We start from the raw sequence: 26,242 nt of genomic DNA, 5'->3' as shown, positions 1-26,242 counted from the left end.
CCACAATTATAGCACTAAAATTATTGCTTTAAAAAGGGCGGAAACGCTTTGGTGATTTAAACTCAATTTTTGTGCGTTTTATTGATATAATAATTCTACCCGTGAATGTAAAGGAGTAATATACATGGAATATATTGAATCGAAAAGTGGATTGGCATTTTCCCGCATGTCTTTGGGCTGCATGAACTTACCGATCGAAGATGAAATCAGGACAGAAGAGATCATCGAATATGCTCTGTCCCAAAATATCAATTATTTTGATACTGCCGACTTATATCAGTACGGTGAAAATGAAACTGTAGTCGGAAAGATTTTGAAGAGGTACCGGAGCAGATATAATTTCCATACGGGCACCAAAGTCGGCAATGAATTTGATAAGACGCTGAAGAAGAAGATCGGATGGAACCCGGGCAGGAAATATATCAAAACCCAGGTTCAAGAATCACTCCGCCGATTGGATATGGATCATATCGATCTGTATCAGCTTCACGGAGGCACAATCGAAGATGACAAGGAGGAAACGATACTTGCATTCGAGGAATTGAAATCCGAAGGCCTGATCAGAAGCTACGGCATTTCATCCATACGTCCAAATGTCATAGACTACTATTATAAGAACAGCAATATCGATACGCTGATGCTTCAGCTGAACCCACTCGACAATCGTCCGGTGGAATTGCTGGAAGACCTGAAGGACATCGTCATACTCGCCAGAGGGCCGTTGATGCAGGGGCTGTTCACAGAACGCCACGAAGCCCACTTGAAAGAGAAATTCCCTGATGGTATCCTTAATTACTCACAGAAGGACTTGCGCGGCATCTTCGGGACGCTCAGGCGCGAGCATGATGATCTGACCGCCCTGTCGTTCAAGTATCTCATCGATAAGGGCGCTGTCATAGTAAATGGTGTGAGCAGCCTGAAACAGTTGGAGGACAATATGAACAGTTTCGAAAAAGCAGCTTCAATGCCAAAAGAGGATTTACGGTCACTGGATGAGCTGTTTAAAAAAGAAAAGTACGAGGACCATAGATCATGAAAAAATTAGGCAAATGGATTTGGACAGGCATACTTTCAGTGGTGACCATACTGGTCTCACTCGGTTATTATGCCTCTACACAGACGCTCTTTTTCAAACTCCGCGATGTGGAAGTGATCAAACGCCGGGAAACAAGGGCGAAGCGGATAAACCTGGAGGAATTCAGAAAGCTGCCCCAGGACAATATCTTAATTCCATCCAGATTCGACTACAGTATCAATGCCGTCTTTGTCTATCCGAATGATACGAACAAGTGGGTGGTGCTGTGCCACGGTGTCACCGAAAACAAAATCAGTTCCATCAAGTATTTGAACATGTTTGTGGAGATGGGCTACAACTGTGTGATCTACGATGCAAGAAGGCATGGTGATTCGGGAGGCATCCATTCCACATACGGCTTCTATGAGAAATACGACCTTGAGAGTGTCGTCAAATATCTGCATGAACATTACGGGGAGGATATCGAGTTTGGCATCCATGGTGAATCCATGGGTGCGGCGACCATGCTGCTCTATGCAGGTGAGCTTTCAAATGAGGCGAAATTTTATATTTCCGATGCCTCGTTCTCAAAGTTCGCCGACCAGCTGACTTTCATATTCGGCCAGTATTCAAGAGTCGCTTCTCCATTTATTCTGATTGTGACGAACCTTTTCTTCCGTGTAAGGAGCAAATTTTCACTGTTCAAAGTATCTCCAATAAGGATTATAGACAAAATAGAACAGCCGATATTATTCATACATTCTAAAAATGACAAATTCATACCTTATCACCAGACGAAAGAACTGTACGAAAAGAAAAAAGGGCCCAAGATGGCCTGGTACCCCGGGCGAGGCGGCCATGTTGAAAGCTTCAACCGCAATCAGGAGGCCTACGTCGCAAAAGTCACTTATTTCCTTGAGAATTACGTAAGATGGGATGTTCGAAGAAATCGTGGGTGATATGGACGTTTGAAGGCAGCTTTTCATCCAGCCCATCCAAAAAACCATCTTCATAGCGATTGCTCAAATGGGTGATCAGCAGTGATCCGTAATTTATGCTTTTAAAGTTGTCGAGCACATCGGTGATTTCCGAATGGAAATACCGGTGTGCTTTTTCACGTTCCCCGTCGAGATAAGTCCCCTCGTGTACGATGAGGTCACTGCCGTCCACGAGGGACATGTACCCAGGTGTCGTGATCACACGTGTATCCCCGTGCACGGCAATTTTCCGGCCTGTGATGTCAGGACCGGTGAAGTCTGCTGTATGGTAAGTTTCGCCGTTGAATTCAAAGATTTCCGCATTTTTGATGCGGGCATAGGACGGTCCCGGCTGGAGGCCGATGCGCTTCAGTTTTTCCGGGTCCAGCGCACCTTTTTTATCATTTTCCTTGAAGACATACAAGAAGCTGTCGATGTTATGGTCGAGCAGATGCACATGGACTTTGAAGCCGTCCATTTCGATGCAGTCGCCGTGCGTGATCTCAATTATTTCGAGTGGATAGTTCAAACGGGACCCGCTGATTTCAAATGTGACATCCAGCCACCGGGCCAAGCCCCGGGGCCCGTAAATGGCAAGCGGCACATCCTCCCCGCCCTGGTGCGCACGCGACGACAGGAAGCCCGGCAGGCCGTAAATGTGGTCACCATGGAGATGTGTGATGAATATATTCCTGACTTTCGAAGGTTTGATGCCGGTATGGAGTATCCTGTGCTGCAATGCTTCCCCCGCATCGATCATTATATACTGATTGATTTCATCCACCGCATCCAATACATAGCTTTGGGTGTGTCTTTTTTTGGATGGCAGCCCTGCACCTGAGCCGAGAACTGTAAATTGCATAAAAAATCACCTGTCTTAATTGATTTTTTAATTATATCATAATAATTGTGTTTTTAAGATGACAGTGAAATAATTATGATATAAGAAATGAACTTTGAAGGTGGCATCAGGCAGTATGGAGACTGTTAATTTTATTGAAAAATTCATCATATATATAGAAGACCGTTTAAGGGAAGAAATCGACTTCAGCTCTGCATTGCATGAACTCGGCGTCGAGCCGAAGTCCTTCATCACCATATTCACTTCGCTGGTGGGCATGACACCTTATGAATATCAGCAGAAACGCAGAATGACCGAGATAGCATATGAACTTTATGAAGGTCACCGCAGGCTTCTGGATATTGCGAAATATTACGGCTACAGGGATGCGGATGAATTCAAGGAACTGTACAAGGCGCGTATGGGCATCTCCCCTTACGAAACTGAAAAACATATCCGGTCGCTTGATCTCCTCGAACGCATCACATTCGAAGTCGTCCCTGTCGACAAACCTGAATATCCCTCCCGGACCGTCCATATCGACAGCTTCAGGATAGTCGGATTCACCCGGTATTTCTCACTCAATGATTATACCCGCGATAAGAAAATGGAAATGCTGAAAAACCTTGAAAAAAACGGCCTGATTGATGAACTTCTCGGATTCAACAGCGGTCGTGTCAAAGGCATCATTCTGCATGAGAGGATCGTCAAAGATGAAATGGAGCTGATGATCGGGGTCGCCTCGACGGATGCGGTGCCTTTCGATGAGACTTATACGGAGTCTGGTGATTTCACGGTTTTTGAAGGTACCGGGAAAGCCGGCACCGTGATGGAAGATATTTATCAGTACATTTTCAGGAGATGGCGCTTCAAGGTCAAACGGGATTTGAACTGCAACTTTTCCATTGAAGTGATCAAGAGCCCGTTTGATATCGGTTATTCCGATTCTAAAATACAGGTCTGGCAGGCGCTTGAATGAAAAAGAAGGTGATGACATTGGATGTCACCACCTTCTTTTTATGCCTGCTTTGAATGCTGGATTTTGATGATCTCCACGATGAGCTCGGCCGCTTTGATGAGCTCTTCGATCGGCATCCTTTCAGAAGTCGTATGGATGTTTTCATACCCCAATCCGAGCACGACGGTCTGAATGCCTTTCCCGTTGAATACGTTGCCGTCGCTTCCCCCGCCGAGTGATATGAAGTCCGGCTCCCTGCCGATATTTTCAATCGCCGTCCTGACGGTCGTGACCACTTCGGAGTCAAGTTCTGCATGCAGGTGGTCATACATCTTCTCGACTGTCACCTCTGCACGGCCCCCGAGCTCTGCCGCTGCTTCTTCGAATGCCACTTTCATATGTGCAGCTTGTGCTGCCATCTTTTCAGGGTCAAGACTGCGTGTTTCAGCGAGGACATAGGCATAATCCGCGACGATGTTCGTGGCGCTCCCGCCCTCGATCCGTCCGATATTGGCTGTCGTTTCCTGATCAATCCTGCCGAGCGTCATCCTGCTGACGGCGTTGGCGGCAATATTGATTGCACTGACACCTTCTTCAGGTGCAACACCGGCATGAGCGGTCCTGCCATGAATATGCGCTTCCACTTTACTCTGCGTCGGTGCACTGGTGACGACGGTCCCGACTTTCCCGGTGGAATCGACCGCATAGCCGAACTTGCTTTTAAGCTGGCTGGTATCGAAAGCTTTGGCGCCGACAAGTCCGGACTCTTCACCGGCGGTGATGACGATTTCGATATCACCGTGCGGGATATCATTTTCCCGGATGATGTTCAGCGCTTCGATCAGGGCTGCGATGCCCGCCTTATCATCGCTGCCGAGTATAGTCGTGCCGTCGGAAACTATGTAGTCTCCCTCAATCTTCGGGGTGATGCCTTTACCGGGTGTGACCGTGTCCATATGGACGGTGAAATACAACGGCGCCACATCTTCTGTGCCCCTGACGCGGATTAGAAGATTGCCGGCGCCATGCCCGGTGATGTCCGCACTGTCATCTTCAATGACCTCTACATCCATTTTGGTGAAGTGTTCTATCAGGTAGTCGGCGATCTCCCTTTCCTGCCCCGACTCTGAGTCCACTCTCAGCATCTCTGTAAACTGGTTGATCAAACGTTCTTCATTCATGGGTTTTCCTCCGTAATGATATTGATTATGGGAAACTGGTGTAATATACTGGTTACATTAATCTAGTAAGGATGGTTTTTGTGCATAATAAAAAAGTTAGACAAGTGGTCATTTGGTTCATGGTGTTTTTAATCGTCGTTTCAGGTCTATTATTCGGAGTGAGCATGCTGACGGCATTTTAACTAAATTAAAGAGGTCCCGGAGGGACCTCTTTTTTATATTTCTTCGCAGTGCTCTTCGAACCATGCCTGCAGGTTTGTGATGACGCTCATCGTTTCGTGCCCTTCGATTTCATGCCTTTCAATCATATCGACGATCTCACCGTCTTTGAAGAATGCAAACGACGGGGAAGATGGCAGATAATCCGGCGCCCTGTCACGGACATGTTCCGTTGCCTCTTTGTCCTGGCCGGCGAATACCGTAAGCAGCTGGTCAGGCAGTTTATCGTAGTTCAATGCGTGTTTTGCGGCAGGGCGTGCGATGCCGCCGGCACATCCGCAGACCGAGTTGACCACTACAAGTGCGGTCCCCTTCTTATTCAGATGCTGATCCACTTCTTCCGGGGTCGTAAGCTCGGTGTAGCCGGATTCACGCATTTCACTGCGTGCAGTCGTCACTATATCGTTCATATACAGGTTAAAGTCCATATTCATTTCGAATCTCTCCTCGTTCAAATAAACCCTGTCATGCCAAGAGTTTATAAAATTATATCTAAGCCCAGTTTATCGGTAAAATTTTACTTTGTAAAGATTAATACACCGATGTATGTTCCGCTGATATCTTCTCGATTTTTTCCTTGACCCTTTTCAGGAACTGTCCGGCAACTAAGCCGTCAAGGACGCGGTGGTCGATGGAGAGGCATAAGTTCACCATATGTCTGATTGCGATCATATCATCCACGATCACAGGTTTTTTGACGATGGACTCCACCTGCAGTATGGCTGCCTGCGGATGATTGATGATGCCCATGGACTGAACCGAACCGAAAGCGCCGGTATTATTGACCGTAAAGGTGCCGCCTGACATATGTTCGGATGTCAGTTTATGCGCCCTGCCGAGCTCTGCAAGTTCATTGACCTGTTTCGCAATGCCTTTTATCGTCAGTTCATCCGCATTCTTAATGACGGGGACATAAAGTTTATCATCACCTGCGACTGCTATTGATATGTTGATATCTTTATTCACCACGATCTTATCTCCCTGCCATGAACTGTTCAGCATCGGGAATTCCTTCAATGTCTCTGCTGCCGCTTTTACAAAAAAGCTGAAGAAAGTCAGATTGAAGCCCTCATCCTTTTTGAAATCATTTTTCAGGCTGTTGCGCAGATTGACGAGATTCGTCGCATCCACTTCCATCATGAGCCATGCATGAGGGATTTCGGTTGAAGACTGGACCATTTTCTCTGCAATGGCCGCCCGCACGCCGCTCACCGGAATCTCCTCCCCGGCCCTCACTGAAGGTTTTGCGGCTGCCGGTCGGCTTTGTGCCGCGGGTGCCGTTTCAGCAGGTGCCGATTTAGGTTCAGCAGGCTGTTCAATCACTTTCAATATATCCTTTTTTGTGATTCTGCCATTGAAGCCCGTGCCCTGGACTTCATTCAAATCGATGTCATTTTCACTTGCCAGGCGCATCACCACAGGGGAAATGCGGGCACCCCGGGGTTTTTCAGCTCCTTTGGCCGGAGACGCCGCCTTGGCAGGTGCAGGCTCCTCCACCTCATCTTCAGGGGCATCTTCACCGGCTGCCGGTGCTTCTTCGCCGCCCTCGGCTTCCACGGTGCAGATTGCGACCCCGACATCGACGGTCTCCCCTTCACTGACGAGGAGTTCTCCTATTGTGCCGGCTGCGACGGACGGCACTTCGGCGGTCACCTTATCGGTGATCACTTCACAAAGGGGGTCATATTCCTCCACCGTGTCCCCGGGTTTCACGAGCCATCTTTCAATCGTGCCTTCAGTAACACTTTCACCTAGTTTAGGCATTTTTATTTCAGTCATATTATCCCCTCCATCAGTGTTCCAACAGTTCAAGCATCTTCTTTTCTATTTTGTCCGGATTGACCATGAAATGGTCCTCCATCAGCGGAGAATACGGCATTGCCGGCACATCCGGCCCTGCCAGCCTCATGATCGGTGCATCGAGGTCATAGAGGCAGTTTTCAGCGATGATCGCCGATACCTCACTCATGACACTGCCTTCGAGGTTGTCTTCTGTCACGAGCAGCACCTTTCCTGTCTTGCTCGCGGATTCAATGATGCTCTCCTTATCCAGAGGATAAACGGTCCTAAGATCCAGAATCTCGATATCATGGCCGTCTTTGGAAAGCCTTTCTGCTGCCTGCAGTGAATAATTCACACAGAGGCCGTAAGTGATGACGGTGATGTCCTCGCCCTTCCGTTTGACGTCCGCCTTGCCGATCGGCACCGTGTAGTCCCCTTCCGGAACTTCCTCCTTCAGGAGGCGGTAGGCTTTTTTATGCTCGAAAAATAAAACCGGATCGTTGTCCCTGATTGCCGATATCAGCAGTCCTTTGGCGTCACTCGGCGTGGAAGGGATGACCACTTTCAACCCCGGCGTGGAAGAAAATAAAGCCTCCACGGACTGCGAATGGTACAGGGCTCCGTGGATCCCGCCGCCGAAAGGCGCACGGATGACGATCGGGCAATTCCAGTCCCCATTGGAGCGGTATCTGATTTTTGCAGCTTCACTCAATATCTGGTTTGTGGCCGGCAGTATATAATCGGCGAACTGGATTTCTGCAACCGGCCTTTTGCCCATCATTGCAGCACCGATCGCCGTACCGACTATGTTCGATTCGGCAAGGGGGGTGTCCATACAGCGGAGTTCCCCGTATTTTTCCTGGAGGCCGGCAGTCACTTTGAATACACCGCCTTTTTTGCCTACATCTTCACCGAGGATGAATACATCCTCGTCCTTACCCATTTCATGATCCAGTGCATTGGAGATTGCCTGGAGATAAGATATTTTAGCCATTGTTTGCCTCCTCATACACATTCTTCAACGCATCTTCTGCTTTTGGATAAGGTGCGTTTTCGGCATCTTTCGTCGCATCCTTGACGATCACTTTGAATTCTTCCTCTACATCTAAAAACCAGGAATCATCCGCGATGTCTTTTTCGACCATATAATCTTTCATCAGGACGAGGCAGTCTTCTTCTTTATTTTTCTCGCGCTCTTCCAGCGTACGGTAAGCATCATCGTCATCGGAAGAGTGCGCCGTCAGCCTGGTCGACATGGCTTCAATCAATGATGCGCCTTCACCGTTCACTGCCCTCTCCCTTGCCGCCTTGACCGCTTCATACACGGCAAAAGGATCATTGCCGTCGACATGATCGCCATGCATCCCATAGCCGTGTGCACGGGCTGAGAGCTTTTCGACTGCATATTGAAGATGTGTCGGTACGCTGATGGCATATTTGTTGTTCTCGATCAGGCAGATCACAGGGAGCTTATGTACACCTGCGAAGTTCAGGCCTTCATGAAAATCTCCCTGGCTTGTCGAACCTTCTCCAAGAGTGGTCAGTGCGACCCTTTTTTCGCCATCCAGTTTAAATTTATAGGCAGCCCCGACGGCATGCAGCACCTGGGTGGTGACCGCAGAGCCCTGGGACAGGATATTATTGGTTTTTTTGCTGAAATGCCCCGGCATCTGGCGGCCTCCGCTTTGTATATCGCCTTCTTTGGCAAAAGCTGAAAGCATCGTCTCAAGAGGGGTCATGCCGAAATGTGTCACCAGTGCGAGGTCTCTGTAATAAGGGCTCAGGACATCTTCCTCCCTGTCCAGCGCAAAACCCGCACCGACCTGTGTCGCTTCCTGGCCCTGGCAGGATATGACGAACGGCAGTTTACCCGCCCGGTTCAACAGCCACATCCTCTCATCGAGCTTCCTCGACAACAGCATTGTGCGGTACATTTCTTTTACATCATCATCAGTCAAACCGACTTCTTCATGATTTTTCATTGTTTGCCTCCTTAAACATGTATAGCCATTCCTTCGGCATCCAGGCCGAGTTCCATCAGAATTTCAGATATCGATGGATGTGCATGGACACTTGAGCCGAGCTCCAGGGCAGAAGCATCCAGGAACTTGGCCAGTGCAGCTTCGTTGATCAACTCGGTCACATGGGGCCCGACCAGGCTTACACCGAGTATATCCCCAGTTTCCGGTTCAGTCAGTATTTTTCCGAAACCGTTCTTATTACCCTCGATAACAGCTTTGCCTATCGCGTTAAGTGGAATTTTATGCGCCTCGAATGGTATGCCTTCTTCCTTCAGGCGGTCCTCTGTCATTCCGAGGGAAGCCGCTTCAGGGGAAGTGTAGATGCACCTCGGCACCTGATTGTAATCCAGCTTATACGGTTCCTCATCAGTCATATGGATGACGGCGTTGATCGCTTCTTTGGAAGCCACATGTGCAAGCTGTAAGTTGCCAATGCAGTCTCCAACAGCATATATGTTCTCATCTTTCGTCTGATAATAGTCATTTGTCTTGATATAGCCGTCTTCGAGTTCTATCCTGGTGTTCGACAGGCCGATATCTGCGATGTTCGGTGATCTGCCTATTGCCACAAGCACTTTATCAAACGATTTTTCGGATTCTGATTTAAATTTTACATCATCACTATTTAAAATCACATTATTTTCGTCCAGAGTGACTGCCGTCTCAAAATCGATCCCCTTTTCGGTAAGGGATTTTTTCAAGGCGTTGGCGAGATCCTGATCCTCACCGGGGAGGATGCGTTCACCCGCTTCATATACAGTCACCTTTGAGCCCAGATCATTCAGTAGGCTTGCAAACTCGAGCCCGATCACTCCGCCGCCGATGATTGCGATGCTGTCAGGCACCTCGTCAAGTTCCATCATATCATCACTCGATAATATCAATTTTCCGTCAAACGGGAGGAATGGCAGTTCACGGGGTTTGGAACCCGTACAAATCAGGACATTCTGATTCACGAGTATTGCACTTTCACCTTCATCGTCGTGAGGATTATCCACAGCGACAGTTCCGGCCATCGGGGAGAACAGTGAAGGCCCGAGAATCCTTCCATGACCTTCGAATACATCAATTTTATTCTTTTTCATAAGATGTTGGATGCCGTTATACATCCGGTCTACGACTTCGTCTTTCCTCGCTGTGATATTTTTCATATCAAACGTCGGTTCGACTCTGTCGATGCCGAAATCAGCGGCATTCCTCATCAAGCTGGCTGTTTCGGCCGACTTAAGGAATGATTTCGTAGGGATGCATCCCTTATGCAGGCATGTCCCGCCGAGTTTCGAACTTTCGACGATTGCAGTTTTCAGTCCCGATTGGGATGCTTTGATGGCGGCAACATAGCCTGCGGTGCCGCCGCCCAAAATGACCAGATCATACTGGTTTGCCATTACTAGTCCCCCTTATTCATATTCCTTCAGCACTTCTTCACCCGATACCACCCGGTATGCACCTTCTGCAAGTGCGAGCATTTCCTTTTCCCCGGGGTATACATGTATCCCGCCGAGGAATTCTATATACGGCCGTATGAGATTGATCAGGAAGTCGCTGTAGGCAAGGCCTCCTGTGAATAAAATTCCGTCTATATCACCTTTCAGGACGGCTGCACGCGATCCGATTTCCTTGGCGATCTGGACACTCAGTGCCTTGTATACTCCAAGGGCATGCTGATCCCCCGACAGAGCCTCCTCTTCCACCTTCAGGGCATCTCCGGTTCCTCTCAAAGAAATGAAGCCGCCCTCTTTGCTGATGGATTTTTCGACTTCTTCGAGTGTCAGCCTGTTATCAAAAATATACTTGGCCAATGCTCTGTTCGGCAGTGCACCGCTCCTTGTCGGGCTCATCGGCCCATCGCCGTACAACCCGTCGTTCACGTCGATGACCCTGCCCTTCTGATGGGCGCCCACAGTGATGCCGCCGCCCATATGTACCACGATGACATTTATATCCTCATACCGCCTGTTGAGGCGCGCGGCGTAATCACGCGCCACAGCTTTCTGGTTCAGTGCATGGAAAATGGAGATGCGTTCAAGCCCTTTGATCCCTGTCACCCTCACCTCATCCATCAGCTCATCGACGACGATCGGGTCGGTGATCGTCGCCTGAATGCCGTATTCGCTGCCGATCTCATGAGCGAGTATGGCACTCAGGTTGGAAGCATGCTCACCGCTCCCTGAAGACCTGAGGTCCTCGAGCATACGATCATTCACTCTGTAGGTACCTCCGTCGACGGGCTTCAGCAGACCGCCCCTTGCACTGATGACATCCAGATTTGCAACGTCGATTCCATACTTATCCAGGAAACCATATATGGAATCCAACCTGGCGGGCACCTGCTCGATCAGGGGCCGGCTCACCTCTTTGGTGGCGAGCCTTAAAGTTTCGGCATGCATTTCCTGAAGGTCTTCAAAATAGGCGACTTTGGTGGAAGTGCTGCCCAGGTTCAAAACGAGTATTTTAACTGTCATGATCGTGTTAAATCCCTTTATTGAATTGATTTTTTTCATTTAATGAAAATGTGCTTTTGACACGCATCATCTGTTCAATGCGCGTTTCAGCCAGCCGGTCGGCGGCCTCTGCGGTGGAGATGTCCTGCTCTTTTGCAATACTGAAGATCTTGTCCATCTGATCGTAGATGCCTTTCACTTTCTGGACCGCCCTCTCTTCATTATAACCTTCGAGTTCATCCGCCACATTGACGACGCCGCCGCTGTTGACGACATAGTCCGGCGCATAGACGATATTCTTTTCAGCCAGCATGCTGCTGTGTTTTTCATCCTCGGCCAGTTGATTGTTCGCACTTCCGCAGATTGCTTTGACTTTCATCTGGGGTATCGTCTCATCATTTAAGATGCCGCCGAGTGCACAGGGTGCAAATATATCGGCTTCAACGCCGTAGATTTCATCCAGTCCGACCTGACTGGCCCCGAAGTCATTCACGGCTCTGTCGACGGCTTCCTGGTTAATGTCGGTGACGATCAATTTGGCGCCTTCCTCATGGAGGTACTCACACATTTTATAGGCCACGGCACCAACGCCCTGCACCGCAATCGTCCTGCCTTCCAGTGAATCATCACCGAAAGCCTCCTTCGCGGTCCGCTTCATCGCCATGAACACTCCAAGTGCCGTCTTCGGGCTCGGATCCCCGCCGGAGCCGTATGATTCATTGATACCGCAGACATACGGTGTCTCCTGATAAATATAATCCATATCCTCGACCGTAGTGTTCACATCTTCCGCTGTGATATACCTGCCTCCGAGACTGTTGACATAACGACCGAGAGCCCTGAAGAAAGCTTCCGACTTGTCCTTTTTGGCATCTCCGATGATGACGGTCTTGCCGCCGCCAAGGTTCAGACCTGCAGCGGCATTTTTATATGTCATGCCTTTGGCCAGCCTCAGTACATCCGTGATCGCCTCTTCCTCCGATTCATAATCCCACATCCTCGCTCCGCCCAGTGCCGGTCCGAGGGTGGTGTCATGGATGCAGATGATGGCCTTTAATCCGCTGGCCCCATCATAACAGAAGACAAGTTGTTCATAATCATTATGTTCCATCTTTTCAAATATCATTTACTACACTCCCTGAATTATTATAGATTAAGATAAAGATTTCATGGCAAGACATATGGAATTGTATTTATCCTCTGCACTGTCCGCCCTTGAAGTCAGAACGATCGGGACTTTTGCACCTACGACCATTGCAGCTACTCTGGCTCCCGCCGAGTAAACCAGTGATTTGTACAGTATATTCCCCGCCTCAATCTGAGGTGCGACGAGTATGTCCGCATCACCCGCCACCTCAGAATCGATGTTCTTGGCTGCGGCAGCCTCCTTTGAAATGGCAAGGTCATACTGAAGTGGTCCGTCCACTATGAATTCTCTCATATTTCCGTTATAAATACTTTGAATAACATCTATCGATTCGACCGTGGAAACTATTTTCGGATTGATTTTTTCTACAGCAGACAACAATGCGACCTTCGGCCTCTGTATATCCAGGCTGTGTGCAAAATCCACGGCATTATCTATGATGCTGATCTTCTCTTTTATGCCTGGTGCAATATTCATCGCGGCATCCGTCAATATGATACCTTTATGATAATTTGGCAGATCGAATAATGCAACGTGGCTCAAAAATCCATTATAAACCAAACCGTGGGCTTTGTTCAAAACTGCCTTCAGGATGACGGAAGTGGATACTGCCCCCTTCATCAGTATATCGCATGTCCCATCTGCAACGAGTGCTGCAGCTTTATCCGCCGCCTCCACATCCGATTGTGCGCCGTGGATGTAGATATCCGGATGATCCAGGTACTTTTCATCCATCACCCCCAAAAGCCGGTTCAGACGTGTCTCGTCATCCACAAGGTGGATGGAAATCTGGTATGTATCCACCAGTCTAAGGACCGGCTCCAGCACAGTTTCATCTGCAGCGCAGGAAATTGAAAGCGCAATCATTTTATGGTTCGGCTGATTGAAAATTTCATCGAATTTCATGAATACCCCCCTCTTCGCTTACATTATACATATATGTATAAAAAATTACATGGAAATTAAGAAACGTGGAATATTAAGAATTTTTTGTTGAATTGTACTATTTAATCAGACATTGTATAATGAGCAGGATATGAGGATTGGGTGAGGAATATGCAGAAAATCATAGCATTATTAATTCTTGTCATACCGGCAATTCTTGCCGGCGTCGGTGTAAAATGGATGAGGGACAGCGTATTCGGTGTCCTGAATGATCCATTCACCATGACAGCAGTACAATTTGGCGTCGGACTCGCCATCTCGGTGGCCGGCATCTGGTTTATCGGCGGCTACATTCTACATCGTGAAAAAAAGAATAAGCGGGCGGCTGAAAGGTTCCGGAAAAAAGAAAACACAACTGTTGATGAAGATTAATCAACAGTTGTGTTTTTTATGAGTGAACGGGCGTTAAGAAGAGCAGCTTCGGTCACATCCTGGCCGCTCAGCATACGGGCGATTTCATATACATGATCTTCCCCGGTCAAATAGCGGGTGTTGGTGATTGTCCTCTCCCCGTCACTGTCTTTGTAAATGTATAAATGATAGTCGGAAATGGCCGCAGCCTGGGGCAGATGGGAAATCACCAGTATCTGCCTCGACCTGGATAAGATTTTCATCTTTTCAGCCATCCTGGTCGCTACACCACCGCTCACTCCCGTGTCAATCTCGTCAAGAATGAGTATGGACTGCTGGTCATATTCTGCGAAGATGGATTTGATCGCGAGCATCACGCGGGACATCTCCCCGCCCGAGGCCACCTTGTTCATTTCCTTCAAAGGTTCACCCTTGTTCGTGGATATCATGAACTGTACATCACTGTATCCCCTCGCATGGAATTTGTCCTGCCTTGTCCTGATTTCAAAATCCACCTGTGACATTTCAAGATCCATCAATTCTTTCAGGATCCGGCTTTCAAGAAAATGCTTGCGTTCATTCCTGAATGTATGGAGCGCCTCCGCATTCTTCTCCATGTTGGCAAGAAGGGCTTCTTTTTCGGAATTCAGCTTCTCAAAAGAGTGGGAAATATTTTCAAGTTCCTGTATATCATTATCAAGCTCATCAAGAAAAGACAGAAGCTCATCATATGTCTTGTTATATTTCCTTTTCAGGTAATTGATGCTGTTCAGCCTTGCCTGTATATCGTTCAACCGTGCCTCATCATAGTCCATTGAGGACATGCTGGAAGTGACATGGGACTCCAGTTCCTGGATGATGAAATAGCTGTCCATTATAGTCGGGCTGTAATCCTTGAATTCCGTATCGTACTGGGAAAGCGATTCGACCTGCTGATTCAAATCATATAGTGTCGCCTGCGGGCTTTTTTCGGAAGCAAGCAATGACTTGATGGCACTCAATGAATCGAAGACCTTTTCGAAATTCATCAAGTACTCCAGTTCCTCCTCAAGCTGTTCTTCCTCGCCCTCTTTCAATTCCAGGGCGGAAATCTCCTGGAACTGATGCTGATACAACTCGAGGGAATCCCTCCGGTTCCGGTCCCTGTACTCGAGTTCTTCGATCTTCTTGATCGTCGCCAGATAATCATCGTAATCCCTTTTATACTCCTGGAAGATATCTTCATTCTGGATATCAAGAAATTTATCCAGATATAATATGTGTTTCCTTTTATCCAGGGCGTCCAGCTGGGATGACTGTGCAAATATGCTGACAACCTCTTCCATGATTGTTCTGAGCTGCGTAAGGGTGATCATATTGTTATTCAGCTTGATGATACTTTTCTTGTTCTGCATGATCTCGCGCCGCACGATATACAGCTCATCCTCGGGTATATTATACTCCTCCAGAAGATCGTGCATCCTCGGCGTATCCGGAAAGTCAAAGACACCTTCGATAAGGGAGCCTTCAGTATCATACCTGATGTCATCCTGCGAAGCTCTTTTGCCGTAAAGATAATTGATCGATTCTATGATCATACTTTTACCGGCACCGGACTCTCCTGAAATGACGGTCAGTCCATTATGGAAGTCGAGTTCTACATGTTCCAGAATAGCAAAATTTTTAATATTTAAACGTAAGAGCACTTACAACACTCCAATTTTTAAATCAGATTGAAAATACGGTCCCTGATCGCCTCTTGTGACTCCAAATCCCGGCAGATCAACAGGCATGTATCATCTCCACAGATCGTTCCAACCACTTCTTCCCATTCCAGCTGATCGATAATCGCCCCGATGGACTGGGCATTGCCCGGAAGGGTCTTCAGCACAAGCAGATTCTCTGTGTAATCAAGCTTGACGAAGCTGTCCATCAGGTAGCGCCCCAATTTTTCCAGAGGATGGAACTTCCGGTCTTTTGGAAGGCTGTACACATAAGCACCGGTCGGTGTAGGGACTTTGACCAGCTGAAGTTCTTTGATGTCCCTTGAAACGGTTGCCTGCGTCACGTTGAAATTATACTCGTTCAGCATGGCCACCAGATCTTCCTGAGTCTCGATTTTATTATTTGTGATGATTTCTCTGATTTTAATCTGTCTGATCGACTTGTTTGACATTATTATCCTCCATATTATGAGCCTGTATATTTATACATATAATATCATAACATGAGGAGGAAATACACTAAAAAAACATTCACTTATATTACAAAGTGAATGTCTTCTTCAGTGAGACTCTTTCTGCCATTCATATTATGCACTATATGAAGCAGATATTCCTGGTTGCCTTTTGCTCCCTTGACTTTCGATTTGGTGACGGCCACCGGCTGTAAATCCAGTTCCCTGCACTCTGCAGCCACCCTGGTGATCACATTTTTATGGGTTTCCACAGAAGTGATGATGCCGTCTGATTCCCGTTCTTCAAGAAAACTTTCAAACTGCGGCTTGATCAGTGCAATGATTTCATACTCATGGCCGAAAAGTTTCCTGATATGCCTCAGTATGGGAACGATCGAAGTGAATGAAACATCGATGCTCATGATGTCCGGCACGGGGGAAAAATCATCTGCTTCGGTGACCTTGAAATTCGTCTGTTCCATGACGATGACCTGCGGGTGGATCCTGAGTTTATAATCCAGCTGATTGGTTCCGACATCCACCGCATATACAAGACTGGCACCATTCTGCAGGGCACAATCCGTAAATCCGCCTGTTGAACTGCCGATGTCGATCATGACCCTGTCCCGGAGGTCGATCCCGAATTCTTCTATCGCGTGTTTCAGTTTCAATCCGCCCCTCGAAACGAATGATTTCAAATTTTTGAACCTGATGTCCGCTTTCTCAGGGATGATCATTTCGGAGGGCTTATAGACCGGCTGATTGTTGTTCAGCACTTTACCGGCCATTATGAAACGCCTGACTTCCTCAAGCGTGCCGATATTGTAATTTTCTTCCAGATAAGTGTCAATACGGACTTTTTTCATGCTTTTTACCAACCAGTTTCAAAGCTTCTTGTTGAATGTTATCAGCAGTTATGCCAATATCTTCCAACAGACGGTTTACATCACCGTGCTCGATATACTCGCCGTCTATACCAATCCGTTTTACTTTATTGGTGTATTGGTGATCACTGAAAAATGTCGCGATCATGCTGCCGAGCCCGCCTTCAAGCATGGATTCTTCCACGACGACGACCGGGGCGTCCGAGGCACCCAGTTCATGCAGATACTTCTCATCGAGCGGCTTGATGAACCTTGCATTCACCACGCCTGCGCTGACCTCTCTCCGGCTCAAAGCGCCTGCGGCTTCCAGAGCGAGTGCCACCGTCGGTCCGAATGAGATGATTTGGACATCGCTGCCCTCTTTGACCGTTTCCCACTCCCCGATATCGAACGGCGCTCTCGGCTGATTCATATCCACACCCGGAACGTTGCCTCTCGGATACCTGAGTGCGACGGGTCCTTCATGTTCAAAAGCAAGGTCGACCATTTTTGCAGCTTCAAATTCATCCCTCGGCATCATCAATGTCATATTCGGCAGCGGAGTGATGAAACTGATATCAAAAACGCCCTGATGGGTTTCCCCATCCGCTCCGACCAGACCGCTCCGGTCTATGCCAATAAAAACATTCAGGTTCTGACGGTCCACGTCATGCAGCAGCTGATCATAGCCTCTCTGCAGAAATGTCGAATATATCGCAAGATAAGGACGCATGCCGTTTGAAGCCAATCCTGCGGACATAGTCACCGCATGCTGTTCTGCAATGCCGACATCAAAGAAGCGTTCCGGCAGCTCCCTTTGGAACCTGGTCAGCTTGCTGCCAACCGGCATTGCCGGGGTGATCGCAACGATCCTCTCGTCCTCATGCGCTTTTTCAAGCACTGAATTCGACATGAATTCACTCCAGGAGACGGTCTGCTTTTTCCCGAGCACTTCCCCTGTTTCAATCTTATATGGACCGAGGCCATGCCATGTACCGAGCTTATCGTCTTCTGCAGGATGGTAGCCCTTGCCCTTTTTAGTGATGACATGGACGATTACAGGACCTTTATAGTCTTTTGCAGACTCGATCGCCCGCTCAAGATCTTCAAAGTCATGCCCATCCACGGGGCCGATATATTTGATGCCGAGCTCTTCAAAGAAGATGCCTTCAACAACCAGATATTTCAGGCTGTCTTTGACACGGTCTGCCACATCCCTCAGCCTTGAGCCGACCTGCGGCATTTTCTGTATCGCATCTTCGATATCATGCTTGAATCTGTTGTAGTTGCTGTTCGTCCGGATCCGGCCGAGCATGTTATGAAGCGCACCGACATTCGGCGCGATGCTCATTTCGTTATCATTCAGTATGATTGTCATATCCGTCTTATCGGATCCGATGTGATTGAGCGCTTCAAGCGCCATTCCGCCGGTAAGGGCACCATCTCCGATGACAGGGACGACATGATAATCCTCAGACTTTATATCCCTTGCTTTGGCGATACCCATCGCTGCAGACAAGGAAGTGCTGGAATGTCCGGCTTCCCAGACATCATGTTCTGATTCACGTGTTTTTGGAAAGCCGCATAACCCTTTGTACTGCCTCAAAGTATCGAACTGGCTGATCCTGCCGGTCAATATTTTATGGATATATGCCTGGTGGCCCACATCAAAAATGAATTTGTCTTCAGGGGAATTGAAATGTTTATGCATAGCGATGGACAATTCAACCACCCCGAGATTGGCACCGATGTGGCCGCCTGTAATCGCACATGATTCTATTAGAAATTCCCTGATATCCTGGGAGAGTGATTCCAATTCTTCTGTGTCCAGGGTTTTGAGGAACTTTGGATTTTCGATTTGAAAAAGATTCATAATACATCCAACCTTTAAATTTACTGTTTTCAATTATAACATCACTAACAGTATCTAAGAATACAATAAGTGAAAATAATTCAATTCTCCCTTATTGCAAATTTATTCAGGACGTTTTTCAGCTCGGTGATGTCGATTGTCCTTTTTACAGCGTCCAGTTCCGTTTCTGCGAGTGACACTTTCTGCTCCATCCGTTCTTTCGCACCTTCGAGGCCGAAGGCACTGACGTATGTGACTTTATCCTTCCGCGCATCGCTTCCGGTGTTCTTCCCTGTCACCTTCACGTCGCCTGTGACATCCAGTATATCATCCCTGATCTGAAAAGTGATTCCAAGATACTCGGAAAACCTCAAAAGATGCGACGCAGTTTCGTCGTCGGCCTCTGCAATGGTCACTGCAGCATGGACAGGCGCGCTGATCAGCCTGCCTGTCTTGTATTTATGAATCGTTTCCAATTCTTCGAATGTGATGTCTTCATTTTCCGCCTCGATATCCAGCATCTGTCCGCCGATCATCCCATTCTGCCCGGCTGAATCAGCGATGATGCGTACGAGTTCCAGCCTGGTCCCTGCACTGAGTTTTTCATCATTTACAATTAAATGGAAGGATTCAGTCAGCAGATTATCTCCAGCGAGTATCGCTGCCGCTTCCCCGAAAACTTTATGATTTGTTGGATTCCCTCTCCTTAAATCATCATCATCCATCGCCGGCAGATCATCATGGATCAGTGAGTAGGTGTGGATCATTTCGATGGCACTTGCGGTCTTCAGCCCTTTATCCAACGGGGTTGAAAAAGCATCCAGTGCAGCAAACAGCAAATACGGCCTGAATCTCTTACCACCCGATTTGATGGAATATCTGCTCGCTTCCGCAATGGTGCCTGAAATATGGTTCCCGCCCAGATGGGATAAGATGACCTCATCTATTTTTTTTAAGTATTCTTCAATGTTATTTTTCATTATCCGTATCCTTATTTAAAGTCTCCACTTTCAATTCTGCATCTTTCAGTATGCGTTCGCATTCCCTTGAAAGCTCCACGCCCTGCTTATAAAGTTCGAGAGATTTTTCAAGCGGGACCTCTTCTTTTTCGAGTTCCTGGACGATTTCGTCAAGTCGCTTCATCTTCTCTTCAAAAGTCTCAGTTTTTTGCTCATTCATCTTCGTTCACCTCTATAACTTTCGAGATAATATTGCCTTTAAAGAAATGGCTGGTGATCATCTCACCTTCCCGGAGATCTCCGGCGTTTTTCACCACACCGCCGTCTTTGACAGTATAGGAATAGCCGCGTTTCAATACGGCGCTCGGGCTGAGTGAATCCAGTATTTCCAGCCTGTTGAACAATTTCTGCCGGAGGTTCTGGTTGACCATCCTCATCGCATCGTTCAAATCTTCACTGAGGCCCGCCAGCTGGTTGCGCCCATTATTAATCGCAGGCATCGGGGAGAGATGGCCGATGCTGGACTTCATCTGGTTCAGGGTGTATGCATGCTCCCTGAAATGCCGGTTGAAATTGCCTGTCAGCTTATCTTTTTGCATCATGAGCCTTTCTGTCTGCTGGTCGTAGAGCAATGCCGGTGTTTTAAACTTATAATAACCGGAAAGGGACAGGAGTGCCTGCTTCCTGTACTGTATTGCCTGCAGCTGATTGCGGGTCAGTTTAAGTTCAGTCTCCCTCAGCTTCTCCACTATATCATGGTGGAACGGGACAGTTAATTCTGCGGCTGCAGTCGGAGTCGGCGCCCTTAGATCGGAAATGTAATCCACAAGTGTGGTGTCCGTTTCATGGCCGACCCCGGTGACCACCGGTGTGCGGGTATTGAAGACCGCCATGGCGACGTCCTTTTCATTGAATGTCCATAAATCTTCAATCGAACCGCCCCCGCGTGCAAGCAGAATGACATCTGCCCCAAGACTGTCCGCTTTTTTGAGGTTGGCGATCACATCCTGCATGCTGCCCGAACCCTGCACAAGTGTATCAATCAGTGTAAGTCGGACCAGTGGATACCGTCTTTCAAACGTGGTGATCATATCTTTTACTGCAGCACTCGTGGCCGAACTGACAATCACGATATGATGCGGGTATTTCGGTATGGGCTTTTTATGTTCGCTGTCGAAGTACCCTTTTTCTGCAAGTTCCTTCTTATCTTTTTCCAGCTGCTCAAAAAGCTGGCCAATACCGTCTATTTGAATATCATCCGCATAGATCTGATATTGGCCGTTCATTTCAAATATACTGATCCGTCCCTGAATGAGCACTTTCTGTCCTTCTTCAGGCTTGAATAAAAGCTTCCCCGCAGAAGATTTGAACATGACGCCCCTGATCACCGAGTGGCCGTCTTTCAAAGCAAAATATAAATGGCCGTTCGTATGATGCTTGACGTTGGATAATTCACCTGTAACAAAGACCCGTCGTAAATACGGGTCTTGGTCAAATTTATATTTCAAATATTTTGTCAGGGCCTTCACAGACAGATATTTGTTAGTTTCCATCACGATCATCATCCGTTTCTGTAAAAAACTCAGGGAAGTTCTTAAGTACTCCGTTCACGAATTTATGGCTGTCCTTATCTCCGTAGAGTTTGGCGATCCTGACCGCTTCATTGATGATCACTTTCGGCGGGGAGTCCTGAAGCAGCAGTTCCGCCACCGCCATCCTCAGAACATTTCGTTCAGCTTTGGAGATCCTCTCCAGGGTGTAATTGCTCAAGTGCCTGCTGATGTGGCCGTCCACCGTTTCCTTATTGCTGATGTAGTGGCTGATCACACCATTCATATACTCCTGCTCCTGGAACAGGTTGTGGAAGGCGGCCTCCTCAAGGGCGACTAAATCGTGATCGATCTGGAATAAGATTTGAAATATTTTCTTTCGCTGTTCATGTCTGTTCATAAATAACACCAATCTATCTTCTATTTAATGATGTTCACGATGTGAACATTGATTTCTTTGACCTGCTGCTCCAGCATGGTGTGCAGAGTCTGATTAACATTGGACTGAATATTCTCAGCAACCTTATGAACATTCACACCTTCTTTTAATGCAACGTAAATCGAAAGGATGACTTCATCGTCTTTCAAGTCGACTCTGACTCCGCGTCCGCGGAACTTTTTGCCGAGCTTCTCTATATTTCCACTGGCAAAGTTATTCTGCAGGCTGTGCACACCCGGGGTTTCGGTCACTGCAATGCTCGTTATGACCTCTATGACTTCAGGCGAAATATTGATAACTCCCAGATTTGAATTTTGGGTTGAAATTTTCACTGACATCACCTCTTGGTACCATTATACCATGATATCATTTTCAGCTAAAAAATTTGTGTTGTAGTTATTAGTTATGAAGTCATCATTTTTGAGCAGATTCATATGAAACGGGATCGTCGTGTCGATACCGTCGATTATGAATTCTCCAAGCGCCCTTTTGGAAATATTGATGGCTTCCTCTCTTGAATCGCTGTGCACGATCAACTTGGCGATCATCGAATCGTAATATGGCGGGATAGTGTAACCGCTGTAGGCAGCTGTATCCATCCTGACACCGAAGCCGCCCGGAGTGATGTAATTGGTGATTTTACCGGCGGAAGGCATGAAGTTCTTTGAAGGGTTCTCGGCATTGATGCGGTATTCAATCGCATGGCCGTTGAACTTGATATCCTCCTGCTTGAACGGAATCTCTTCCCTCATGGCGATTTTAAGCTGCATTTTGACAAGGTCTATGCCCGTGATCATTTCCGTGACGGGGTGCTCAACCTGGATGCGCGTATTCATTTCCATGAAATAAAAATTATCATCATTCAGGTCATATATGAACTCGATTGTGCCTGCACCGATGTAATCGATGCTCTTGGCCGCCCTGACCGCCGTCTCACCCATTTCACGGCGTTTCTCTTCCGTGAGCACCGGGCTCGGCGCCTCCTCGACAAGCTTCTGCATACGGCGCTGCACGGTGCAGTCCCTTTCACCGAGATGGACCACATTTCCGTGATAGTCTCCAAGCACCTGTATTTCAATATGACGGAAATTCTCAATATACTTCTCAATGTAGAGGCTCTTATTACCGAAAGCACTTTCGGCCTCCTGCTCCGTCATCTTGTAATTCTGAATCAGCTCTTCTTCGTTGCGTGCAACCCGGATGCCTTTTCCGCCGCCGCCGTAGCTCGCCTTGATGATGACCGGATAACCGACACCCCCGGCGACTTCCATCGCATGTTCAATCGACTGGACGACACCGTCGCTTCCCGGCACTGTCGGGACGCCGGCTTTTTCCATAGTGTTTTTAGCCACGTCTTTGACACCCATCAGCGAAATCGTCTCGTACATCGGACCGATGAAGATGAGGTTCGATGATTCACACATTTCTGCAAAGTCGCTGTTCTCCGCTAAAAATCCATAACCCGGATGTACCGCATCACAGCCGGTCTTCTTGGCAATCGTGATGATGCTGATCATATCCAGATAACTGTCTTTTGAGAGTTTCGGGCCGATGCAGTAGGATTCAGTTGCAATCTTCCGGTGCAGACTGTCCTTATCCGCTTCTGAGTAGATGCTGACAGATTCAATTCCAAGCTCACTGCATGCACGTATGATCCTTACTGCAATTTCTCCGCGGTTGGCAACGAGTACTTTTTTAATCATATTATTCTGAACAATGGCTGATCGTACTCAACCATTTCCCCGTCCTCAACGAGAATTTCTGCAATTTCACCGGAAGTTTCTGCCTGGATTTCATTGAAGAGCTTCATGGCCTCCAAAATACAGACTACGCTGTCATTCGTCACTTTATCTCCGACACTGACGAATGGATCGGATTCAGGAGAAGGTGCTTTGTAGAAAGTTCCAACCATCGGCGCTTTCACAAGCACGCCGTCTTTTTCAGCCGGAGCAGCTTCAGCAGCCTTGGCAGCGGGCTGAGCGGCCGGTGCGGGCTGGGCAGGCGTCTGCACCACTTCTTTTTGCATTTCTTTTTTCAGTTTGATATCGACTTCGCCATCCTTATAGGATATTTCGGACAGGGAAGCTTTTTCCATGCGTTCAATTAATTTATCAAGATCATCAAAGTTCATAGCAATACTCCTTAAGAAAATTTCTTTCTATAATTCTACTTCAGTGGTCATACCAATTCAAGTGAAAATAATAAAAGCAGAGAGTTCTCTGCTTTTATGCTCTGGACAAGTATGACCCGTCTTCGGTGCTGACGATCACGCTGTCCCCCTGGTTGACGAACAGCGGCACCTGGACGGTGATGCCGGTTTCGAGCGTCGCCGCTTTGGTAGCACCCGAAGCGGTATCGCCTTTGATGCCGGGCTCTGCTTCAGTCACTTCAAGCTCCACCGATTTCGGCAGTTCAACGCCGAGCGTCTCATTGCCATACATCATGATGGTCACATTCATATTCGCTTTCAGGAACTGCAGTTCGTGCTTTAGCTGGGAAGCCTGAAGCTCCACCTGCTCGTATGAATTATTATCCATGAATATATGGCTGTCTCCATCCGCATACAGATACTGCATCTTCATATTATCAATCTGCGCCCGTCCGACTTTCTCGCCTGCCCTGAAAGTCTTTTCCTGGATGGCACCGGTTCTCAAGTTCTTCAGTTTGCTGCGTACGAACGCCGCACCTTTTCCGGGCTTGACGTGCTGGAAGTCCGTGACCCTCCATATGCCGCCGTCCGTTTCTATCGTTAAACCTGTTTTGAAGTCATTTACTGATATCATTTAGTCTTCCTCCTATTATTATATTATAAAATGAACAGTTCCTTTGAGCTGTAGGTGAGTTTTTCCAGACCCGTGCCGGTGACCAGACAGTCATCCTCGATTCTGACACCGCCGAGATCTTCAACGTAGATGCCCGGTTCGATCGTGACACACATATTTTCTTCAAGCACCGTATCACTGCTCTTTGCAAGAGCCGGTCTTTCATGGACTTCCAGTCCGAAGCCATGTCCTAGGGAGTGGCCGAAGTTTTCGCCATAGCCGTGTTCAGTGATGACATCCCTTGCCACCTTATCGGCTTCCGCCCCCGTCATGCCGGCTTTGACATGATCCAGTGCCTTCAGCTGTGCTTCGAGAACGATATTATATATGCGTTCCATTTCATCGCTGACACCGCCGACTGCGAATGACCGCGTGATGTCGGAAGCATATCCTTTATAATACGCCCCGAAGTCCAATGTGACCATATCACCGGTCTCAATGATCTTCTCCGACGCCACCCCATGCGGAAGTGCACCTCTGTAGCCGCTGGCCACAATCGTATCGAAGCTTGCACCGCTTGCCCCCAGTTTGGTCATATGGCTTTCAAGCGCATTCTTCACCTGGAGTTCAGTCATGCCGGACTGAACATACTTCAGGATGAATTCATATGATTCATCGGCAATTTCACATGCTTTCCTGATCAGTTGAAGTTCATCCGACGTCTTGTACATCCTGATCTTCTCGACTTCATCCGTCAAAGGTGTCAGTTCGAAATTTTCCTGAAGCCGGCTGTATGTATTATAATTTACATGAGCCCCTTCAAACCCGATGACTTTCAAATTTTTCCCCTTCATGAATTGAATGAGGAAATCCAGCAGGCCCTTCTTCTGCAATACGAATTCGAAATCCGGTGCCTGTTCCCGTGCCTGGGCATCATATCTGAAATCTGATATCAGATACTTCTCATCTTTCGTAATGATCACGGCCCCGCTTGATCCTGTAAAACCGGAAAGGTACCTCCTGTTGTAATCACTCATCACGAGCAGGCCGTCAATCCCTTCGGAATCGATCAATGCGCGAACTTTATCGATTTTAATCATGTTTTCACCTCAAAATGTATTCTACAGTAATTAAGATCCTTTTTCATTTATAAGTATGACATAACATGTTAAAATAATAAAATGATGTTAGGGAGTCAGCGTATGAAAAAATTATTGTTTATAAGTACATTTATATTTATTCTCACTTCATGCGGCGGTCCGTCGCCCGAAGAGGAACTTGCTTCTGCCGAACAGCAGAAGGAAGAGCTCGTGGAAGTGCTGCAGACAGAAACAGTGGAGCTCGAAAGAAACAAACAGAGACTTGAAATTATAGAAAATGAAATTTCCCAGGCTGAAACTTCACAGAGTGATGAGAATGTCCAGGCATACATAACTGTCATTGAGGATTATTCCGCTTCCCTGACCGAAGAACTGGAAGCTCTCGGTTCTGTGATTGAAGAAATCCGGCAGGAGGGGGACGTCGATGAAGCGGATGATGACATTGAGTCCATCATCCGGAACATTGAGGATACCATCAGCACTTATGAATCGGAAGTCAGTGACATTGAATTGAATGAGACTTTGATGAGAAGGCACAATTCCATCCAACTGGCTCATGAGGAGATCCCACAGGCCCTTGAAGCCATCAGAAATGGTGCAGAAGACAACAATTTGAGCATCATTGAAGAAGGCATTTCCGCCCTGAATGATGTCAGTGAATTTTATTAACGAGGAAAGTGG

28 protein-coding genes are annotated in these 26,242 nt (G+C 47.6%); 5 read left to right on the top strand and 23 right to left on the bottom strand.

The genetic code is table 11. From position 1 onward, the window contains the following. Window positions 1-124 precede the first annotated feature (124 nt). Together LPW40_RS02690 and LPW40_RS02685 are read left to right on the top strand one after the other, a co-directional pair. Window positions 125-1,036: an aldo/keto reductase gene (locus LPW40_RS02690; protein ID WP_230820688.1), complete on the top strand. Its 912-nt coding sequence runs from the start codon at window positions 125-127 to the stop codon at window positions 1,034-1,036. Next, window positions 1,033-1,974, top strand: a complete 942-nt coding sequence (locus LPW40_RS02685; protein WP_230820687.1) for an alpha/beta hydrolase — start codon at window positions 1,033-1,035, stop codon at window positions 1,972-1,974. Before LPW40_RS02690 ends, LPW40_RS02685 begins: the two co-directional genes overlap by 4 nt. On the opposite strand, the gene LPW40_RS02680 is transcribed toward LPW40_RS02685, so the two are convergent. Then, window positions 1,919-2,854 carry an MBL fold metallo-hydrolase gene (locus LPW40_RS02680; RefSeq protein WP_230820686.1) on the bottom strand — a complete coding sequence of 312 codons (936 nt, stop codon included), beginning with the start codon at window positions 2,852-2,854 and terminating at the stop codon, window positions 1,919-1,921. The genes LPW40_RS02685 and LPW40_RS02680 overlap by 56 nt on opposite strands. Window positions 2,855-2,969: 115 nt before the next feature. On the opposite strand from LPW40_RS02680, the gene LPW40_RS02675 reads away from it, so the two are divergent. Then, the gene (locus LPW40_RS02675) at window positions 2,970-3,812 is read left to right on the top strand and encodes a helix-turn-helix domain-containing protein (protein WP_230820685.1); all 843 of its coding nucleotides are present in this window, start codon (window positions 2,970-2,972) and stop codon (window positions 3,810-3,812) included. A gap of 38 nt (window positions 3,813-3,850) precedes the next feature. On the opposite strand, the gene LPW40_RS02670 is transcribed toward LPW40_RS02675, so the two are convergent. The 9 genes from LPW40_RS02670 to LPW40_RS02630 form a co-directional block, all read right to left on the bottom strand. Next, window positions 3,851-4,972, bottom strand: coding sequence for a M20/M25/M40 family metallo-hydrolase (locus LPW40_RS02670; protein ID WP_230820684.1), 1,122 nt, complete (start codon window positions 4,970-4,972; stop codon window positions 3,851-3,853). Window positions 4,973-5,187: 215 nt separating this feature from the next. Then, window positions 5,188-5,625 (bottom strand): BrxA/BrxB family bacilliredoxin, encoded by a 438-nt coding sequence (locus LPW40_RS02665; protein WP_230820683.1) that lies wholly within the window; start codon window positions 5,623-5,625, stop codon window positions 5,188-5,190. 97 nt (window positions 5,626-5,722) lie between these two features. Further along, window positions 5,723-6,970, bottom strand: coding sequence for a dihydrolipoamide acetyltransferase family protein (locus tag LPW40_RS02660; protein WP_230820682.1), 1,248 nt, complete (start codon window positions 6,968-6,970; stop codon window positions 5,723-5,725). 13 nt (window positions 6,971-6,983) lie between these two features. After that, on the bottom strand, window positions 6,984-7,967 hold the full coding sequence (locus LPW40_RS02655) for an alpha-ketoacid dehydrogenase subunit beta (protein WP_230820681.1): 984 nt from the start codon (window positions 7,965-7,967) through the stop codon (window positions 6,984-6,986). Further along, window positions 7,960-8,955, bottom strand: a complete 996-nt coding sequence (locus LPW40_RS02650) for a thiamine pyrophosphate-dependent dehydrogenase E1 component subunit alpha (protein ID WP_230820680.1) — start codon at window positions 8,953-8,955, stop codon at window positions 7,960-7,962. The genes LPW40_RS02655 and LPW40_RS02650 overlap by 8 nt, the downstream gene beginning before the upstream one ends. Before the next feature lie 11 nt (window positions 8,956-8,966). Continuing rightward, window positions 8,967-10,382 carry a dihydrolipoyl dehydrogenase gene (lpdA, locus tag LPW40_RS02645; RefSeq protein ID WP_230820679.1) on the bottom strand — a complete coding sequence of 472 codons (1,416 nt, stop codon included), beginning with the start codon at window positions 10,380-10,382 and terminating at the stop codon, window positions 8,967-8,969. Between the two features lie 12 nt (window positions 10,383-10,394). Beyond that, window positions 10,395-11,459, bottom strand: a complete 1,065-nt coding sequence (gene buk, locus LPW40_RS02640; protein WP_230820678.1) for a butyrate kinase — start codon at window positions 11,457-11,459, stop codon at window positions 10,395-10,397. 7 nt (window positions 11,460-11,466) lie between these two features. After that, window positions 11,467-12,564 carry a Leu/Phe/Val dehydrogenase gene (locus LPW40_RS02635; protein ID WP_230820677.1) on the bottom strand — a complete coding sequence of 366 codons (1,098 nt, stop codon included), beginning with the start codon at window positions 12,562-12,564 and terminating at the stop codon, window positions 11,467-11,469. 27 nt (window positions 12,565-12,591) lie between these two features. Then, on the bottom strand, window positions 12,592-13,491 hold the full coding sequence (locus LPW40_RS02630) for a phosphate acyltransferase (RefSeq protein ID WP_230820676.1): 900 nt from the start codon (window positions 13,489-13,491) through the stop codon (window positions 12,592-12,594). A 150-nt stretch (window positions 13,492-13,641) separates the two neighbouring features. Here LPW40_RS02630 and LPW40_RS02625 point away from each other — a divergent pair, with 150 nt between their 5' ends. Then, window positions 13,642-13,902, top strand: a complete 261-nt coding sequence (locus tag LPW40_RS02625; protein ID WP_230820675.1) for a DUF2627 domain-containing protein — start codon at window positions 13,642-13,644, stop codon at window positions 13,900-13,902. On the opposite strand, the gene recN is transcribed toward LPW40_RS02625, so the two are convergent. From recN to LPW40_RS02560, 13 genes are all read right to left on the bottom strand, one after another. Beyond that, window positions 13,899-15,566 (bottom strand): DNA repair protein RecN, encoded by a 1,668-nt coding sequence (recN, locus tag LPW40_RS02620; RefSeq protein ID WP_230820674.1) that lies wholly within the window; start codon window positions 15,564-15,566, stop codon window positions 13,899-13,901. The two genes, LPW40_RS02625 and recN, sit on opposite strands and share 4 nt — an antisense overlap. Before the next feature lie 17 nt (window positions 15,567-15,583). Further along, complete coding sequence (gene ahrC, locus LPW40_RS02615) at window positions 15,584-16,036, bottom strand: transcriptional regulator AhrC/ArgR (RefSeq protein ID WP_230820673.1); 453 nt, start codon at window positions 16,034-16,036, stop codon at window positions 15,584-15,586. 83 nt (window positions 16,037-16,119) lie between these two features. Further along, window positions 16,120-16,902: a TlyA family RNA methyltransferase gene (locus LPW40_RS02610; protein ID WP_230820672.1), complete on the bottom strand. Its 783-nt coding sequence runs from the start codon at window positions 16,900-16,902 to the stop codon at window positions 16,120-16,122. Continuing rightward, entirely contained in the window at window positions 16,883-18,772 is a 1,890-nt protein-coding gene (dxs, locus tag LPW40_RS02605) for a 1-deoxy-D-xylulose-5-phosphate synthase (RefSeq protein WP_230820671.1), read from the bottom strand. The genes LPW40_RS02610 and dxs overlap by 20 nt, the downstream gene beginning before the upstream one ends. A gap of 80 nt (window positions 18,773-18,852) precedes the next feature. After that, complete coding sequence (locus LPW40_RS02600; protein WP_230820670.1) at window positions 18,853-19,731, bottom strand: polyprenyl synthetase family protein; 879 nt, start codon at window positions 19,729-19,731, stop codon at window positions 18,853-18,855. Continuing rightward, a complete protein-coding gene (gene xseB, locus LPW40_RS02595) occupies window positions 19,721-19,930 on the bottom strand; it encodes an exodeoxyribonuclease VII small subunit (protein ID WP_097038842.1) in 210 nt (69 codons plus the stop codon). Before xseB ends, LPW40_RS02600 begins: the two co-directional genes overlap by 11 nt. After that, a complete protein-coding gene (gene xseA, locus LPW40_RS02590; protein ID WP_230820669.1) occupies window positions 19,923-21,263 on the bottom strand; it encodes an exodeoxyribonuclease VII large subunit in 1,341 nt (446 codons plus the stop codon). Before xseA ends, xseB begins: the two co-directional genes overlap by 8 nt. Continuing rightward, entirely contained in the window at window positions 21,253-21,660 is a 408-nt protein-coding gene (gene nusB / locus LPW40_RS02585) for a transcription antitermination factor NusB (RefSeq protein WP_230820668.1), read from the bottom strand. Before nusB ends, xseA begins: the two co-directional genes overlap by 11 nt. Before the next feature lie 20 nt (window positions 21,661-21,680). Further along, window positions 21,681-22,031, bottom strand: coding sequence for an Asp23/Gls24 family envelope stress response protein (locus LPW40_RS02580; protein WP_230820667.1), 351 nt, complete (start codon window positions 22,029-22,031; stop codon window positions 21,681-21,683). Between the two features lie 21 nt (window positions 22,032-22,052). Continuing rightward, window positions 22,053-23,399, bottom strand: a complete 1,347-nt coding sequence (gene accC, locus LPW40_RS02575) for an acetyl-CoA carboxylase biotin carboxylase subunit (protein ID WP_230821059.1) — start codon at window positions 23,397-23,399, stop codon at window positions 22,053-22,055. Next, the gene (accB, locus tag LPW40_RS02570; protein WP_230820666.1) at window positions 23,399-23,830 is read right to left on the bottom strand and encodes an acetyl-CoA carboxylase biotin carboxyl carrier protein; all 432 of its coding nucleotides are present in this window, start codon (window positions 23,828-23,830) and stop codon (window positions 23,399-23,401) included. The genes accC and accB overlap by 1 nt, the downstream gene beginning before the upstream one ends. Before the next feature lie 94 nt (window positions 23,831-23,924). Further along, complete coding sequence (gene efp / locus LPW40_RS02565) at window positions 23,925-24,482, bottom strand: elongation factor P (RefSeq protein ID WP_230820665.1); 558 nt, start codon at window positions 24,480-24,482, stop codon at window positions 23,925-23,927. A 23-nt stretch (window positions 24,483-24,505) separates the two neighbouring features. After that, on the bottom strand, window positions 24,506-25,561 hold the full coding sequence (locus LPW40_RS02560; RefSeq protein WP_230820664.1) for a M24 family metallopeptidase: 1,056 nt from the start codon (window positions 25,559-25,561) through the stop codon (window positions 24,506-24,508). 102 nt (window positions 25,562-25,663) lie between these two features. Here LPW40_RS02560 and LPW40_RS02555 point away from each other — a divergent pair, with 102 nt between their 5' ends. Beyond that, entirely contained in the window at window positions 25,664-26,230 is a 567-nt protein-coding gene (locus LPW40_RS02555; protein WP_230820663.1) for a hypothetical protein, read from the top strand. The last annotated feature ends 12 nt before the right edge of the window (window positions 26,231-26,242 follow it).

The sequence above is a fragment of the Salinicoccus halitifaciens genome (assembly GCF_021026095.1).
Classification (GTDB): domain Bacteria; phylum Bacillota; class Bacilli; order Staphylococcales; family Salinicoccaceae; genus Lacicoccus; species Lacicoccus halitifaciens.
Note: the sequence above shows the minus strand (reverse complement) of the source record. Positions and strands in the feature narration are given on the sequence as shown.